Raw genomic sequence first — 15,059 nt, 5'->3', positions numbered from 1 at the left:
CTGCTGAGGATCCTTCACTTGCTCAGCAGGATGACGGTAATGGGTGCAAGATAATCGGGTGAAATTAATTTAAAATGGTATAATATGCCCTTATTAATTGATGTCTAATAACTTTTGTATCGGGATATTCCGATTTAAATGAGTATTGATTTCCAGAGGATTAAACCTCCTACCAATTCACGTGAAGATTATCTTTAAGCTGATGGTGTAAACGCTCATGTTCCCCGTTAAATTTTCAAGTGACATTAACGGGGACGTGAGCGTTACATTAAATTGGTTGCCCAATACGATAGGCAATCTCTTCATCAGGTTTATTCATTTTGGGTGGCGCAAAAAAAACACCAACCGCAACAGTAGTCCCAAAGGTAAATCCACCTGCTGCTGCAGTGGCAATTGCAGCTGCACCGGTTAACCCAGTGATTAACCCGGCGGTTCCCAAACTCCCTACCGTTAGGGCGACTAAACCTGCAGACATTAAAATTATCAATGCAGCCGTTTTAAATGATTTACTGGTCACTATATCGAGGAATAAATTGGGTGATAATCCCGAAGCAAGCTGGTAATTACTTTTCAAGTGATCATTAATAGACTCTAAAAATAGATTTTTTCCTTCATGGTCAGTTACAAATTGCTTGTATTGATGTTGAGCTAACGCTATAACTTTTTCTTCATCTTCATCTTCATCTCTAAGATCGCGTTTTTTTTCTATAAATTCCTCTAAAAATAGAATTTTAGTACTTAATGATGATAAATCAGCCCAGTCGATATGCTTTAAGTATTCGTCTAAAATTTGCTTAGAATTCTCTATTTGAGCTAACAGCCAATCAGCCATTGCTATATAATAAACATGGCCCCGCTTAAGGAGACTAGAACTTAACCCTAGGCTTTCAGCTATTCTTGAGCCTCCCTCGTACGACGTTTGAAGTATCCCATATAAACGAAGCAAGTCTTCTTGAGATAATTTATCCTTTAATTTAGTAAAAGTCCTTTTAAATAAAACAATTTCGCCTATCTCGGCTAGGAAACAAAGGAGAGAATCTCTATTATCTCTTCCTGTATCAAAAGTAAGGGTTAGTAGTACTTCATCTGGAAGCTTACTAATCCCATCATTTATTATATTCTTTAGAGGGTTTATTATTTTAGTTCCGCTTTTCTTAGATTCCTCTTCCGATGTTTTTTGCTTACTTAATGACAGATATATACTGTATTTTTTTGCACACAGCAAATCCATAACTATTCTTTCAAGGGGGTGTTTGTAATCCCTATAATCCGGATTATCTTCTGCAAATATTTCATCTCCCAAACTTGTATAGCCTTGCTCAAGATTTCTTTCCGCCTCTTGATAAGTGTTTGGAGTTTCAAATTTAGCCTGCATCGTAATTCCTACATTTCGAACAAAAAAATATTTTTTTGATTATATTTTGAACGAAAATTGGTGTAAATGGGTAATTTTACCCATGGATGGCTAATATATTTGAAAAAAATGTCAGATATAAGGCCTCACTTCAATAAGAGCTACTTCTCTAATCAACAAATTGATAATAAATCTCACCCTCTTTAACCATACCAAGCTCATAGCGAGCTTGTTCTTCCAATGCCTGATCGCCACTTTTTAATTCAAGAATATCGGCTTCCATGGCACGATTGCGCGCGAGAAGTTTCTCATTTTCTTCTGCCTGAATTTCAAGTTTCTTCTCGAGGTTAATCCATTGTGACACACTACCATCTCCTAGCCACAATTTGTATTGTAGGCCGATTAAGGCTAATAGCAAAATAACAATGATTGTGCGCATGATAAATAAAGATGAGAAGTTTTTTCACATTATATACTTGTCAAATACGTTTACAAAATACTATAGAAAAGACTTAAAGGCCTCCTTACCTGCATAGGGTAATAAAGTCATTTCATTAATGCGTAGCAACTGGTTATATTTCGCTACTCTGTCAGTACGGCATAAAGAGCCAGTTTTGATTTGGCCACAACCCGTCGCTACTGCTAAATCAGCAATAAAAGTATCTTCTGTTTCACCGGAGCGATGAGACATAACGCAACGATAGCCATTGGCATGGGCAAGATGAATTGCCTTTCTGGTCTCGGTTAAGGTGCCTATCTGATTCGGTTTAATTAAAATGGCATTAGCCATTTTATGAGCAATTCCTTCTTGCAAGATATGCGAATTAGTGACGAATAAATCATCCCCTACTAGCTGAATTTGCTTGCCCAGAGCTTCGGTTAATTGTTTCCAACCTTCCCAGTCATTTTCATCCAGTCCATCTTCAATGCTGACGATAGGGTAATTAGTCACCAATTGGCGATAATAGGCAATCATCTCATCACTACTTAATGTTTTATTTTCTGATGCTAAGCGATATACGCCATCCTGAAATAATTCAGAAGCAGCAACATCAAGGGCAAAGACAACCTCTGAGCCTAATGTATAACCGGCCTGCTCCACTGCCTGAACAAGCATATCCAGGGCTTGCTGATTAGATGTCAAATTCGGCGCAAATCCTCCTTCATCTCCCACAGCAGTACTCAGGTTTTGCTTTTTTAAGACCGTTTTCAATGCGTGGAAAATTTCTGCACCCATTTGCAGTGCCGTTGGAAAATCTGGAGCACCAACAGGCATTATCATGAACTCTTGAATATCAACATTGTTATCAGCGTGAGCTCCACCATTTAATACATTCATCATAGGAACAGGCATAGACATGAGCTGTCCTTCATTTAGAGCCACAAATAAAGGCTTTTTAATAGCACTGGCATAAGCTCTGGCACTTGCCAGTGAGACAGCCAGAATGGCATTGGCCCCAAGACGTGCTTTATTAACGCTGCCGTCAATTTCGCAGAGACGTGCATCAAGTTTATCCTGCTCGATAACAGAAAAGCCTTTTAAAGCCTGATTAATTTCTTCATTAATATGAACTACTGCCTGTCTTACGCCTCTACCTGCATAACGCGCTTCATTCTCATCACGTAATTCACAAGCCTCGCGACTCCCGGTGGAAGCACCTGAGGGTACACTTGCCCTGCCCATTTCACCATTTGTCAGTATAACGTCAGCTTCAACAGTTGGATTACCACGTGAATCAAGAATTTCACGTCCTTTGATGTTGGCAATTTGCATGAGAGGTCCTCTGGTATGTTATTGTATCTGATTAAGATACCGGCTAATAATCGTCAGCTATTGTTTTGCCAGAGAGCATGGATGTCAAGTTTTGAAAAGCGACAGGACTGTTTTTTTACCTGCTTTCCAAGTATTGCCACCCATTTACTTTGGTATGCCCGACGTTGCTTTTTTAACAATATTCACTTTTATGTAAAGAGTAGAGTTTTGCGAAAATTGGTCGCCTGCCCGATAAACTTCGGTGGTGGAATCCGCTGGCGCATCTCCTTGAGGACTGGCTAAAGAAACCCACTGATTAAGAGGCACCATAACCGTAGTCATTACTTGTTGCTCATCAAATTGCTGATTACTTATACGACTATCTTGCTCACGAACACGACGTACTGTTAATTTTACTTTTTGTCCTTGTAACTCGGGTTCCACGAGTAAACCGTTTTGTATCAACCGACGATCATAGGTGATCCCTGGCCCCCACCATCCTATGCCAACGGAACTGATAACCGGTTGATCCTGACCCGTACTTATAAAAGCAGATTCACCATTCATTACCTGTACTGATTGGCGACGCTGTTGATTTTGCTGAGAAGAGGTACTTATGACCATGGTATTATCATTTTGCGTATTTAGCCAATCAGGATCACCTTGAAAAACTGTAATTTCAAAGGTGACCGGCGGTTGATCAATTTTTTGTAATAAAACCCGCAGTTGAGTCAATGTTTGCGGCGTTACCTTAACAACAAGCGTTTGTCCTGTGCCGGTAATTTGTTCACCCTCTTTTAACAAAGGCTGCACCAACTGAATAACTGTATCAGCAGTTTGATAATTTAGCTGAATAACCTTTGTCATTAAGGGAGGTAAAGCTAACGCATTTGTTACAATAAAAAACAAACACAGCATCCATTTTTTCATGCTAACACTCCTTGTTATGTATTTTTTAGTGTAGCATCATTTACATTTCCTAAAAATTTTCTTTTATCTTCGCCAACTGTCCCTTAAATACAACTTGTGCAAAACTAAGTTTGGTTTATAATCTCCCAATCTTTTCAAAGATTAAAACAGGTATGGGCAGCATATTTAACATGTTTGGGCCTTCGCCTATTCGGCCTATTGAACAACATATGCGAAAAGCGCATCATTGCGCCAAACAGCTGCATCCTTTTTTTGAAGCAGTACTGCAACAAGATTGGAGAACTGCTGAAGCTGTTCAGGAAAAAATTTCGAGCATTGAAAAAGAAGCCGATTTGATTAAACGCGATCTGCGTCTTCATTTACCCACAGGGTTATTCTTGCCTGTATCCCGTACTGATTTACTCGAATTGTTAAGCGCGCAAGATCGCATTGCCAACAAAGCCCAAGATATTGCCGGGTTAATTGTTAGTCGTAGAATGATTATTCCAGAAGTACTCGTTTCTGTTTTTATGCCTTTCCTCGATCGTTGCTTGGATGCCTCCAGACAAGCCTGTAAGGCGATTAATGAATTGGATGAATTACTTGAAAGTGGTTTTCGCGGTAGTGAGGTGAAAATTGTTGAGGAAATGATTGTTACCCTGGATGAAATTGAACACGACAGCGATGACAAACTTGCTGATATCAGGCATCGTATTTTTGAGTTGGAAAAGGATTTACCGGCTATAGAGGTCGTTTTTCTTTATAAACTAGTTCAATGGATTGGTGACTTGGCCGATCACGCCCAAACTGTAGGTGGTCGACTCCAAATTCTCATTGCCCGGTAGTAAATTCCTATGGATTATCCTTTTTTATTATTTATTCTTGCTGTTGCTTTTTGTTTTCTAATGACTTGGGGTGTCGGTGCCAATGATTTAGCGAATGTCATGAGTACCACCATGGGTTCCAAGGCAATCACTGTCCGTCAGGCCATGCTTATCGCCATTGTATTTGAGTTTGCAGGCGCTTTTCTTGGGGGCAGTGACGTCACAGAAACCATGCGTGACAGGATCATTGATAGCAGTCAGTTATCTAATCAACCCTTTATCCTTATCGAGGGAATGCTAAGTGTTCTAATGGCCTGTACGGTCTGGATGAATTTAGCAAGCTATCTAGGAGTTCCTGTTTCCATTACCAATGCTCTGGTTGGGTCGATGGTTGGTTTTGGTTCTGTGGTTTTGGGAACAAATGCTATCCACTGGCAACAGGTTTACTACATTGCTATTGGCTGGATTACTTCACCACTCATTGCCGGATTTACTGGCTATGCTCTATTTTTAAGTATTCAGCAAACTATTTTTATTAAAAGTGACCCTTTGGAAAAGGCCAAATGGTATGTTCCTATTTATCTCTTCCTGGTGGGGTCTATTTTATCGTTTATTACCGTCTTTAAAGGGTTAAATCATTTTGATATTCATCTAAATTTAAAACAAGATTTAGCCGTCACCCTGGCTTCAAGTATTAGTTTAACTATTATCGGTATGATGATCATCAAACATATTCCGGAAATGCCACGTATTCGGCGGCGAGAACGTTTCCTGCAAGTCGAAAAATATTTCGCAGTTTTAATGGGTTTAACCGCTTGTGCGATGGTTTTTGCCCATGGTTCAAATGACGTCGCATTGGCAGTAGGTCCTTTAACGATCATCTACAGCCTCATTATGCAAGCCGACCAACCACTGGTCACCGCCAGTTACCCTGCCTGGATTATTTTTCTTGGCTGCGCGGGGGTTGTTATCGGTTTTCTCATGTATGGACGTAAGGTTATTGAAACAGTAGGCAGTTCAATTACAGCATTGACTCCCAGTCGCGCTTTTGCGGCAACACTGGCTGCAGCAACTACTGTGGTTGTTGCTACCAGCACAGGTATCCCTGTTTCTGCCACTCAAACGCTGGTGGGTGCTGTCTTGGGTGTAGGTTTAGCACGAGGTATCGGTGCTTTAAATTTAATTGTAATTCGTAATATTTTTACTTCCTGGATATTAACCTTACCTGCAGCCTCATTACTAACTATCCTGGCTTATAAAATTTTACATGCAGTGATTGGTTAGCCCATTGAAGGCATCTCTACGGAGCAGGCATTAATAGCTTTTTCCACTAAGTTATCGGCATCCCCCACCAGGGATTCTTTAAATAAGCCTCGGTTTTGTAAGATGGCTGATACCTTCTGAGCGGTAATTTCTCGCCAGGGAAATGTTTTCTTTTTTAATGCTTCAGGTGTTTTCATGGGTTGGCGTTTATCTAAAGCAGCAGCCCATTCTGGTTTTTCCCAAAATGGAGCTATCGATTGGAGCTGATAACTTTCTGGTTCAACAGGGTGAGGAAGTAATTTTACAAACTTAATTGTTTCTCGAATGACCTCTTTAAATTCCGGTTCAGTTTCAAACATCCACATTTTAAAGCAATGACGCAATTCTTCGTCTGTAATATACGTACCCAACATAGGATGGCTTTCTGCAACGCTTTTAATGTTTAACGATACGGAATAACCAGAAAATTCACCTTCTATGCAAAATAACAAGGGGATAATAGGCTCATTGTTTTGTTTACGTTTTAAATTGTTAATGCATAAACTGGTGATAAGCGCCTTACACTCCCGGGCAAAAAGAATAGTCTTTTCACGTTCCACGTATTCTTGATAATCAATACTGTTTAAATCCAGAGAAGCATCAGGAACATGAGGTTGGCTGTCAAATTCCAGCATCTCAAATTCATTTTTAAAGCTATCCTTGATCATTGCTTTAATGGTTAAGGCATTTAAAGCACGAGCAACATAACCATACTGGCAGTTGCTAAATCCATACACTAAAACCTCTTTTGAATCCCCCAAAATGGCTTTCACTGAATTTAATGATAACTTCATTTTACCCTCGACAACTAGAGACTACCCATTCATTTGAAAAACGTAACTTATAGGGAAGGAATTTATTTTAACACATGTTGTTCAACTTTTAAACAATAAATCATGAAGCGCTAATGCCTTCGAATAAAAGTAAGTTTATCTTTGACTACGTCGTCTAATTGATGGTTAATTACGAGCAAAGTGAAGAAGCTCCTCGTTTTAAACATCAGGGAGAATCTGCTAGAAATCAATCCTTCCCCTCACGTTGCTTGAGGTCAGCATAATGTCTGTTTTTAACTTAGACAACGTGTGGTTTTGTCCGATTCAAAGGATTCGTTTGCTTGAATAAAGTTATTGAATTTTAATGATCGTAATTATATATTGCGAGGGCTTAAAATATAGGATTAGTTTAAATGGGGTTTTTAGAGTTTTATAGAGCCATTCAAAAAGCCGTGGAGAATTTTACCCAAATCAATGGGTATTTAGAAAAAAATATTATCTTACTTGCAGAGTTAAATAAGATTGGAAAAAAACAGTAAAGCTAATCAATCACTCTGCATGACTCAAGCAACCATATTGTTTGAGGGATTTTATCGACATTTAGTACAGAATCGCTTAAACACGATTTGCAGGCTATCAGAGCTAAGCGATGGGAAAATCATTTCGGTACACCTACAATTACCTTTCTTCTCTCATTTAAAGCACAAATTGATCAAACAACCCAACTATTTGATGCATTAACCCTCGAAATAAAACCCTCATTGATTTTCCCTGGCTCAACTTAAACAATAAGGAATTTAGTAAAGATTACAGTAACAATGTTATTATAGATCCTAAAAGTATTACACGTGTTGAAGCACCCCCTGCCAAAGAAGAAAAAGGTGTATTTACAAAAACACATAATCCTTTTGGTGGCTTTACAACAACACCTTGTGATCCTGTTTCGCAGCGCTTCCTTGCTCATGCAGCGTTGTCAGCTAAAGATGGGGGTAAAGTATTAGAAATAGGGGCTGCTTTTGGTGCTGCTACACTGGAAGCAATTGCAAGAGGAGCAACCGTTTTTTGTAACGATATTAATCCTGAAAATTTAGCAGTTGTTCGACAACGTTTTCTGGAAGCAACGAATGCCTGTATTGACTCCTTAACCGGAGATAGTGGTGCGTTAGTCCTAATACCAGGCGAGTTACCCGATGAGTTAATTGGTCTTCCTAAGAAATATTTTGCTGCTATTTTGATTTGCCGTGTTTTTCATTTTTTCTCTGGAGCCAAGATAGAAGAAGCTTTGGGCTTATTATCAACCCTGTTAGCTCCCGAAGGTAAGATATATATCGTTTGCGAAACACCCTTTTTAAAAAATTGGCAACGCTTTATTCCTGAATTTAATAAACGAGTAGAAGAAAATGAGGAATGGCCTGGTGAAATTGCTGAACCAGCTAACTATGAAAGCAGTGGCCGAGTGAGCTCATTACCTAAGTTCGTACATTGGATTACAAAAGAAGTGTTAGAGCGTAGTTTAATAAAGGAAGGTTTTTCAATTGAACACTCAGAATACATCAACAGAAGTGGTCAATTCCCAGAAGATTTATTGCTACCAGAATACGGTAAAGAAAGTATTGGTGCAATTGGAGTAATTTGAGCAAAAGGATTATGAAACAAAAAATTAATTGGTATGAATGGCTTGTTGCTATGCTTAAGGAATTTGTTGCTGAAACAACAAAGAAACCTCGGTATGAAATAGTCGATATTTTTGAATGTAAAAAAACTGCCTTTACAAAAGCAGTAAATAGTTAAAGAGTTCCAGTACCTCACCTCACAGCTCATTGACTCTGCTCGAGAAGGTTTTTATTTATGTAATGACGTTCAATCCATTTCGCCTCGCTTAAAAGAATTACTTGCGGAAAAATATAATATTCATCCCATTTATAATATTGTGAGGCGTTGTGCGGAATGTACTTTTATTTTTAGTGCAATACGAGACACACCTATTGATGAAAGTTCTCTTTTTTACAAGAAACACTAGCTCGACTTTAGCGAATTTCTCCGGTTCCCGAATCCCAGCGGCGAAGACCGCGGGGCCCACTTCGATCTCAAATTATACAACAGCTTTTGCTTAAACTCGTTACCACATCAGGTCTTAAGTCGCCAATGACAACGGATAGATCAACCACTCATTTCTTGTTCACTGAATTTATCAAACTCATCGTGATTTGCTGATTTGAATAAATAGCGTGTTGACCAAATTTCTTTCCTGACCATCACGATGATATTTGCAGACGTTTTTTTCCTGTGCCAACCCCATGACACGCAGGATGGTGCTGATTCGACGTGGGCCGCGGCACAAAACTGCGCCGAGAAACAAAGTTTGCAATTTTTCCAGGTGGGTTGCTTGATTGAGAGGCAAATACCGCCAGTACTGATATAATTTCCGTTGTCAATGTTGTTATTCCCTGTACGTTTTAGCGAACAATAGGGTATTAAGTTTTACCGCATTGACAACTTCATTTTTCAATGGAGGTAACCCTTATAATGGAATTAAGGCGAGTCCAAATGAAAGACAGTTATGTGTATATCCTTGCAAGTCAAAAAAATGGCACATTGTATATCGGGTTAACCTCGGATTTGATTAAACGGATTTGGGAGCATAAAAATAAATTTGTTCCGGGATTTACCAACAAATACAATGTCACGATCCTTGTATATTATGAAATTTTTAATGACATCACCTTGGCTGCTGGCAGGGAAAAAAGATTAAAGGAATGGAAACGGCAGTGGAAAATAGATCTCATCCAAAAACATAATCCAGAATGGAAAGATCTATACCATGAAATAGTTCAGTGAATGGGCCCCGCGGTCTTCGCCGCGGGGATTCGGGGAACGGGGGAAATTCGCTAGTCGAGACTAGGTAATTTTGAAAATTATTGGAATACCTCTTATCTAGTTAAGAGTAAGTCGTAAGGGAGCAAAGACTTAGTTCTCTGTTGACAATTCATTGCTAATGAGTCCGATGATTGTCAACCTGCCCTAATAACCATTTCGAGGGTCGAATAGAAAGGAGTTAGAACTCCTCCCAAATTTCATCTTCTTTACCTTCTGGATTAGGATGATCACGAAGGTAGGCAATGCGTTGATGCTTCTTAATTTCTTTTAATTGAGAGGTTGATTTTTCATGTGTCGCATCAAATTCAAATAAAAATTTATCGTAGGGGCTGACATAAGATTTATCAATATCTTCGTTACTCATGAAATAATCCTGCTTTACGTATTATACTAAAAAGGGTAATTTTATCGGTTTTTACGATAAGTTGCCATCCAAAATCAGTATAGTAGAGAAAGGATAATTCTATGGCCATAAAAAAAGCAGAGCTACACACCCATTTGGAGGGTACCATTACCCCAGCATTAGCAAAAAAACTGGCCCAGCGTAATAATCTTTCATTGCCTGACTCCATTATGGCCGCAGACGGCCAAAGTTATCGTTATAAAGATTTTCTCGACTTTTTAAAAACCTACGATATAGTCGCAGAAGTCATTAAATATCCAGACGACTATTACGATATTACTTTTGACTACTTAAAAGCGAATGCATTGGAAGATACACTTTATATTGAAATGATGTATTCACCGGATCATGCTGAAAAATCTAGCAATATTCCTTCAAGCGAGCATTTAAAGGCTATTCAGCAAGCAATTAATGATGCAGAAGAAAAGTACCATATATTTGGTCGAATTATTGTCACTGCTGTTCGCCATTTCGGCGCTGAAGCTGCTGTTAGAGTAGCCCGGCATGCAATCAAAGAGGATGTGCCCTGTATAGTGGGATTTGGTTTAGGTGGTGACGAAATAAACTTTCCTCCCAGATTGTTTACTGAAGCTTATAATATTGCGGCTGAAGGCGGATTGCACTGTACTGTTCATGCAGGCGAATTTGCTCCGGCCAATGGCATGCTGGAAGCAATTCAATATCTCCCTATTAAGCGTATTGGGCATGGAGTTCAAGCTATACATTCCTCAGAGACTATCTCTCAACTAAAAGATAAAAATATTGCTCTGGAAATTTGTCCTTCCAGTAACATTGCTTTGGGTCTTTTCCCGAATTTTTTCAGCCATCCTTTGCCGCGTTTGCTTGAGGCTGGTATTTCCATTAGCCTGGGCTCTGATGATCCTCCCTTTTTTCGTACCCATTTAGCCAACGAATATCAACGCGTGCAGCAAGCCTATAATTATAGCAATGAACAAATGAAGCAATTCACTGCAATGGCTATTGAAGCCTCTTTTGCTGATAAAGAAACGAAACTCAAACTTAGAACATTGCTGGCAAATTCGTAGTAAAAAATAAACGCTTATTTAGACTGCTATTAAGGGAGAATTAGACTCCAAAGGAGTCAATTTAATAAAATACAGAAAGCCAAACAATGCTTTTTTTCTCGAAGCAATTATGAAGAGGAGATTTCTACAGAAACAAAGTTGAACTATAGTTTTCTAAAACCTGCACTGAATATTATATCAAATAATACGCATAGCAAGTGGCAAAAAATACCCTGAGTTCAGCCTTACAGACCTGCACCCAGGCAAAGATTGTGAGAGTAATTCTTCCTGACAGACTGAGACTATGCCTCAGATTCCATATATTGACGAAGCTTTTTCATTGCGTTCTTTTCCAGTTGGCGAACACGTTCAGCTGACACGCCATATTTATCCGCTAAATCATGCAAAGTTGCCTTGTCCTCTGCCAACCAACGTTGCTGCAAGATATCCTGACTGCGTTCATCCAACTGTTCCAGAGCAAAAAATAATTGTTCCCGTCCTCGCTCACCACTGGTTTCCTGTTCAATTAATTGAGCAGGATCACTATTATCATCATGAAGATAATGCGCCGGTGATTTAAATGCTTCATCCTCGTCATCTGAAACAGGCGAATCGTAAGAAGTATCCATCGCATTAAGGCGTTGCTCCATGAGCAATACGTCTTCACGACTGACCCCTAAATCCTTGGCAACAGCATCAACTTCTTCACGACTGAACCAACCCAAACGATTTTTCATGTGACGAAGATTAAAAAATAATTTACGCTGCGCTTTAGTGGTAGCAATTTTAACAATGCGCCAGTTGCGTAGCACAAACTCATGAATTTCAGCCTTAATCCAATGGACAGCGAAAGACACAAGTCGCACACCAATTTTGGGATCAAAGCGCTTAACTGCCTTCATGAGGCCAACATTACCTTCTTGTATTAAATCGTTAAGAGGTAATCCATAGCCTAAATAGCCACGGGCAACGCGCACGACATAGCGTAAATGAGCTAATACTAAACGGCGTGCGGCCTCCAAATCGCCTTCGACTTGGAAGCGTTCAGCACAATCATATTCTTCTTCAGCAGATAGCATTGGCATTTGATTGACACGATGAATATAAGCATCGAGGCTACCGATTGGAAAATTTAATGACGCTAACTGTAACTGCTGATTCATACATCCTCCATTACCAACATCATACTCGAAAGTGCATTAAAAAGAGGTTTGATAAAATTCATTCCTTATTATAACTAATTATAGGGCTCAATTGAAGCAAGTTGGCGATTTACTGACACTCTAGCCCCTAACCAACCTAATAGAGTTGAAACTAAAACCAATAAATAAGCCTGTTTAACGGATAGACCCATAATAGGATAATTCATTTGATAGGCAGAAGCCAATTGTTTAATTGCTACTGCAAAACTTAGCATGAAAATATTCACAAACAGTACTGCCAGTATGGCACCAGCCAAGCTATACCATATTCCTGAATATAGAAAGGGACGGGCAATAAATGAGTCGGTAGCACCAATTAATTTAAGGACCTGGATCTCCTCATGCCGATTATGAATAGCTAACCGTAAGGTATTACCAATAATTAGCACCACTGCTGAGGCTAAAAGAGCCATGACTGCATGTGCCGCTTTATTAGCAAAGCCTAAAATAGCATGAAGACGTGTTATCCACTCCATATCTAATTTGGCTTGTTCTATCTGAGGCAAAACTTTCAAACGATGAAACAATTGTTCCATCTGGAACGGTTGATTAACAGCAAGAGTCGGAACTACCTCAATAACAGCAGGTAAAGGATTTTCTGGAAGATAACGCATAATATCGTGCATACCTTCTTGCTGTTGTAATTCCTGTAAGCCTTCTGCAGGGGTTTTCAAACTGGCTTTACCCACACCCTCTATGGCTTGTACTTGTTCAAGAATACTTTTTTCTTCTACAGAAGACAGTGCGGGTTTTAGGTAGAGTGAAATATGTCCCCCTTTCTGCCAATGCTTGGTTATTTTTTCCAAATTATCACTGAAGACCCAAAATAGCGCCGGCAACGTTAAGGTAATCGCAATAACAATAACGGTCATCATCGTTGCCATAGGTTTCCGGCAAAGCAGATTTAGACTATTACTGGCAGCTTGTAAATGATAGGCTGTAAGCGAGCGGATAGTATTTAACACATTCTCCCCCCTTTTAACATGACAATGCGATGCTTCATTCCAGCAATTAATGCCAGATCATGTGTAGCGATAAGAATACTAACACCCACCTGATTAAATTGAGCAAATAACTTCATAATTTCAGAGGATAAACTTGGGTCCAAATTTCCTGTTGGTTCATCCGCTAACAGCAAAGCAGGTTTATGCACCACTGCTCGTGCAATACCGACACGTTGCTGTTCGCCTCCCGACAAATGAATTGGCAACATTTTTTCTTTATTTAATAAACCTACCATATCCAAAGCTGCATGAACTCGTTTAGTAATCATGGGCGGAGCAAGGCCTTGAATTTGCAGCGGCATGGCAACATTATCAAAAACAGTTCGATCATTTAATAAATTTGGGGACTGAAACGTAATGCCTAAATTACTGCGGTAGGCAGCAATGTCCTTTTTTTTCAAGTGATTCAAGCGTATGCCATTAATTTCAATTTGCCCAGATGAAGGAATTTCAAGCATGGCAATGAGTTTAAGCAAAGTACTTTTTCCTGCACCAGAATGTCCGGTCAGAAAAGCCATTTCACCTTGCTGCAATGAAAAATTAATCTGACTTAATGCTTCAAACCCGCCCGGATAACGCTTGGTAACTTGGTCAAATTTGATCATCATTAAAAATTGCTCTAACAAATTGTGATGCATTGAAGGGACGAAGATCATCTATCCCTTCCCCCATTCCCAGATAACGAAAGGGAATACCTAACTCATTAGCAATTGCAAACAATACCCCACCCTTTGCTGTTCCATCAAGTTTTGTCATCATTATACCGGTTAAACCAACAGCTTCATGGAACTGCCTAGCTTGATTGAGTGCATTCTGTCCTATGCTGGCATCCAAAACCAGCATTACTTCATGAGGTGCCCCCGGATCTAACTTCTGCATGACACGCTTCACTTTTTTAAGCTCTTCTATTAAGTTACCTTGGGTATGTAAACGCCCTGCAGTATCGGCGATTAAAACATCAATTCCTCGTGCCTTGGCTGCCTGCAAAGCATCATAGATAACAGAAGCGCTGTCAGCGCCTGTGTGTTGGGCAATCACAGGAATTTGATTACGTTCCCCCCAAATCTGTAACTGTTCTACCGCAGCAGCACGGAAAGTATCGCCTGCGGCCAACATGACTTTTTTACCTTGTTGCTGGAATTGCTTTGCCATTTTGCCAATCGATGTTGTTTTACCTGCCCCATTAACGCCCACCGTTAAAATAACAAATGGTGACTTATCAGGTGTTTCTGGATTTAATGGTTTTTCACAAATAACTAATATTTCTTCCAGTCGCTTTTTCAGTGCCTGAAAAACAGCATTACCATCGGTTAATTGTTTTCTGGCCAACTCTTCAATCAATTGTTTCAAAACAATTTGTGAGGTTTCAATTCCCAAATCGGCACTTAATAACACTGTTTCAAGATCTTCAAGAATGGCTGCATCAATTTCTTTTTTGCCTAATAATAAACGGCCAATATTGTCTCCAAACTGCTGCCGAGTCTTGCTTAACCCCTTTTTAAAACGCGCAAAAAATCCTTCCTTTGAGGAAGGCATTGCTGTTTGAGTTTTTGTCTGCTCCTGTCTTTCAATAGACGGCACTACCTCCTCCTCAGACGTCTTGGAAATTGAGGTAGATTCTTCTTGATTTCGT

At 39.5% G+C, this 15,059-nt stretch carries 17 protein-coding genes; 7 read left to right on the top strand and 10 right to left on the bottom strand.

Features of this window, described 5'->3' with window-relative positions; genetic code table 11:
* Positions 1-268: 268 nt before the first annotated feature.
* From clem_RS02735 to clem_RS02720, 4 genes are all read right to left on the bottom strand, one after another.
* Positions 269-1,375, bottom strand: a complete 1,107-nt coding sequence (locus clem_RS02735) for a hypothetical protein (protein WP_094090211.1) — start codon at positions 1,373-1,375, stop codon at positions 269-271.
* A 148-nt stretch (positions 1,376-1,523) separates the two neighbouring features.
* Positions 1,524-1,793, bottom strand: a complete 270-nt coding sequence (gene ftsB / locus clem_RS02730) for a cell division protein FtsB (RefSeq protein WP_094090210.1) — start codon at positions 1,791-1,793, stop codon at positions 1,524-1,526.
* 60 nt (positions 1,794-1,853) lie between these two features.
* Positions 1,854-3,128, bottom strand: coding sequence for a phosphopyruvate hydratase (gene eno / locus clem_RS02725; RefSeq protein ID WP_094090209.1), 1,275 nt, complete (start codon positions 3,126-3,128; stop codon positions 1,854-1,856).
* A 144-nt stretch (positions 3,129-3,272) separates the two neighbouring features.
* Complete coding sequence (locus tag clem_RS02720) at positions 3,273-4,037, bottom strand: type II/III secretion system protein (protein WP_094090208.1); 765 nt, start codon at positions 4,035-4,037, stop codon at positions 3,273-3,275.
* A 170-nt stretch (positions 4,038-4,207) separates the two neighbouring features.
* Here clem_RS02720 and clem_RS02715 point away from each other — a divergent pair, with 170 nt between their 5' ends.
* Positions 4,208-4,861, top strand: a complete 654-nt coding sequence (locus tag clem_RS02715) for a TIGR00153 family protein (protein WP_232505535.1) — start codon at positions 4,208-4,210, stop codon at positions 4,859-4,861.
* 9 nt (positions 4,862-4,870) lie between these two features.
* Positions 4,871-6,124, top strand: a complete 1,254-nt coding sequence (locus clem_RS02710; RefSeq protein WP_094090206.1) for an inorganic phosphate transporter — start codon at positions 4,871-4,873, stop codon at positions 6,122-6,124.
* On the opposite strand, the gene clem_RS02705 is transcribed toward clem_RS02710, so the two are convergent.
* The gene (locus clem_RS02705; RefSeq protein WP_094090205.1) at positions 6,121-6,936 is read right to left on the bottom strand and encodes a hypothetical protein; all 816 of its coding nucleotides are present in this window, start codon (positions 6,934-6,936) and stop codon (positions 6,121-6,123) included. The genes clem_RS02710 and clem_RS02705 overlap by 4 nt on opposite strands.
* A 392-nt stretch (positions 6,937-7,328) precedes the next feature.
* On the opposite strand from clem_RS02705, the gene clem_RS15275 reads away from it, so the two are divergent.
* From clem_RS15275 to clem_RS02690, 4 genes are all read left to right on the top strand, one after another.
* Complete coding sequence (locus tag clem_RS15275) at positions 7,329-7,454, top strand: hypothetical protein (protein ID WP_269766804.1); 126 nt, start codon at positions 7,329-7,331, stop codon at positions 7,452-7,454.
* Positions 7,455-7,885: 431 nt separating this feature from the next.
* Positions 7,886-8,551, top strand: a complete 666-nt coding sequence (locus tag clem_RS15035) for a class I SAM-dependent methyltransferase (RefSeq protein WP_232505534.1) — start codon at positions 7,886-7,888, stop codon at positions 8,549-8,551.
* Positions 8,552-8,562: 11 nt separating this feature from the next.
* Positions 8,563-8,706 carry a hypothetical protein gene (locus tag clem_RS14750; protein WP_157698156.1) on the top strand — a complete coding sequence of 48 codons (144 nt, stop codon included), beginning with the start codon at positions 8,563-8,565 and terminating at the stop codon, positions 8,704-8,706.
* A 756-nt stretch (positions 8,707-9,462) separates the two neighbouring features.
* The gene (locus clem_RS02690; protein ID WP_094092251.1) at positions 9,463-9,753 is read left to right on the top strand and encodes a GIY-YIG nuclease family protein; all 291 of its coding nucleotides are present in this window, start codon (positions 9,463-9,465) and stop codon (positions 9,751-9,753) included.
* 217 nt (positions 9,754-9,970) lie between these two features.
* Here clem_RS02690 and clem_RS02685 read toward each other — a convergent pair whose 3' ends face one another.
* Positions 9,971-10,156, bottom strand: a complete 186-nt coding sequence (locus clem_RS02685) for a CBU_0585 family protein (protein ID WP_094090203.1) — start codon at positions 10,154-10,156, stop codon at positions 9,971-9,973.
* Positions 10,157-10,257: 101 nt separating this feature from the next.
* Between clem_RS02685 and clem_RS02680 the strand changes: the two genes are divergently transcribed.
* Positions 10,258-11,241 carry an adenosine deaminase gene (locus clem_RS02680; RefSeq protein ID WP_094090202.1) on the top strand — a complete coding sequence of 328 codons (984 nt, stop codon included), beginning with the start codon at positions 10,258-10,260 and terminating at the stop codon, positions 11,239-11,241.
* Positions 11,242-11,522: 281 nt separating this feature from the next.
* Here the strand turns inward: clem_RS02680 and rpoH are convergent, their stop codons facing one another.
* The 4 genes from rpoH to ftsY all read right to left on the bottom strand — a co-directional run bounded on the left by rpoH (position 11,523) and on the right by ftsY (position 14,962).
* The gene (gene rpoH / locus clem_RS02675) at positions 11,523-12,383 is read right to left on the bottom strand and encodes an RNA polymerase sigma factor RpoH (protein WP_094090201.1); all 861 of its coding nucleotides are present in this window, start codon (positions 12,381-12,383) and stop codon (positions 11,523-11,525) included.
* A 74-nt stretch (positions 12,384-12,457) separates the two neighbouring features.
* On the bottom strand, positions 12,458-13,387 hold the full coding sequence (gene ftsX / locus clem_RS02670; protein ID WP_232505533.1) for a permease-like cell division protein FtsX: 930 nt from the start codon (positions 13,385-13,387) through the stop codon (positions 12,458-12,460).
* Positions 13,381-14,031 carry a cell division ATP-binding protein FtsE gene (gene ftsE / locus clem_RS02665; RefSeq protein ID WP_094092250.1) on the bottom strand — a complete coding sequence of 217 codons (651 nt, stop codon included), beginning with the start codon at positions 14,029-14,031 and terminating at the stop codon, positions 13,381-13,383. The genes ftsX and ftsE overlap by 7 nt, the downstream gene beginning before the upstream one ends.
* Complete coding sequence (gene ftsY, locus clem_RS02660; protein WP_408606886.1) at positions 14,018-14,962, bottom strand: signal recognition particle-docking protein FtsY; 945 nt, start codon at positions 14,960-14,962, stop codon at positions 14,018-14,020. Before ftsY ends, ftsE begins: the two co-directional genes overlap by 14 nt.
* Positions 14,963-15,059: the final 97 nt, after the last annotated feature.

The sequence above is a fragment of the Legionella clemsonensis genome, from assembly GCF_002240035.1.
GTDB classification, from domain to species: Bacteria; Pseudomonadota; Gammaproteobacteria; order Legionellales; family Legionellaceae; genus Tatlockia; species Tatlockia clemsonensis.
The sequence above is the reverse complement of the archived record's forward strand: the minus strand, read 5'-3'. Positions and strand labels throughout refer to the sequence as shown.

What these genes read in the sequence shown, in the direction of transcription:
- clem_RS14750 (WP_157698156.1), top strand. Translation starts at nt 8,563, where the DNA reads ATGAAACAAAAAATTAATTGGTATGAATGGCTTGTTGCTATGCTTAAG.
- clem_RS02715 (WP_232505535.1), top strand. Translation starts at nt 4,208, where the DNA reads ATGTTTGGGCCTTCGCCTATTCGGCCTATTGAACAACATATGCGAAAA.
- clem_RS02685 (WP_094090203.1), bottom strand. Translation starts at nt 10,156, where the DNA reads ATGAGTAACGAAGATATTGATAAATCTTATGTCAGCCCCTACGATAAA.
- ftsY (WP_408606886.1), bottom strand. Translation starts at nt 14,962, where the DNA reads ATGCCTTCCTCAAAGGAAGGATTTTTTGCGCGTTTTAAAAAGGGGTTA.
- clem_RS02720 (WP_094090208.1), bottom strand. Translation starts at nt 4,037, where the DNA reads ATGAAAAAATGGATGCTGTGTTTGTTTTTTATTGTAACAAATGCGTTA.
- clem_RS02705 (WP_094090205.1), bottom strand. Translation starts at nt 6,936, where the DNA reads ATGAAGTTATCATTAAATTCAGTGAAAGCCATTTTGGGGGATTCAAAA.
- clem_RS02735 (WP_094090211.1), bottom strand. Translation starts at nt 1,375, where the DNA reads ATGCAGGCTAAATTTGAAACTCCAAACACTTATCAAGAGGCGGAAAGA.
- eno (WP_094090209.1), bottom strand. Translation starts at nt 3,128, where the DNA reads ATGCAAATTGCCAACATCAAAGGACGTGAAATTCTTGATTCACGTGGT.
- clem_RS15275 (WP_269766804.1), top strand. Translation starts at nt 7,329, where the DNA reads ATGGGGTTTTTAGAGTTTTATAGAGCCATTCAAAAAGCCGTGGAGAAT.
- ftsB (WP_094090210.1), bottom strand. Translation starts at nt 1,793, where the DNA reads ATGCGCACAATCATTGTTATTTTGCTATTAGCCTTAATCGGCCTACAA.
- clem_RS02680 (WP_094090202.1), top strand. Translation starts at nt 10,258, where the DNA reads ATGGCCATAAAAAAAGCAGAGCTACACACCCATTTGGAGGGTACCATT.
- rpoH (WP_094090201.1), bottom strand. Translation starts at nt 12,383, where the DNA reads ATGAATCAGCAGTTACAGTTAGCGTCATTAAATTTTCCAATCGGTAGC.
- clem_RS02690 (WP_094092251.1), top strand. Translation starts at nt 9,463, where the DNA reads ATGAAAGACAGTTATGTGTATATCCTTGCAAGTCAAAAAAATGGCACA.
- ftsE (WP_094092250.1), bottom strand. Translation starts at nt 14,031, where the DNA reads ATGATCAAATTTGACCAAGTTACCAAGCGTTATCCGGGCGGGTTTGAA.
- clem_RS02710 (WP_094090206.1), top strand. Translation starts at nt 4,871, where the DNA reads ATGGATTATCCTTTTTTATTATTTATTCTTGCTGTTGCTTTTTGTTTT.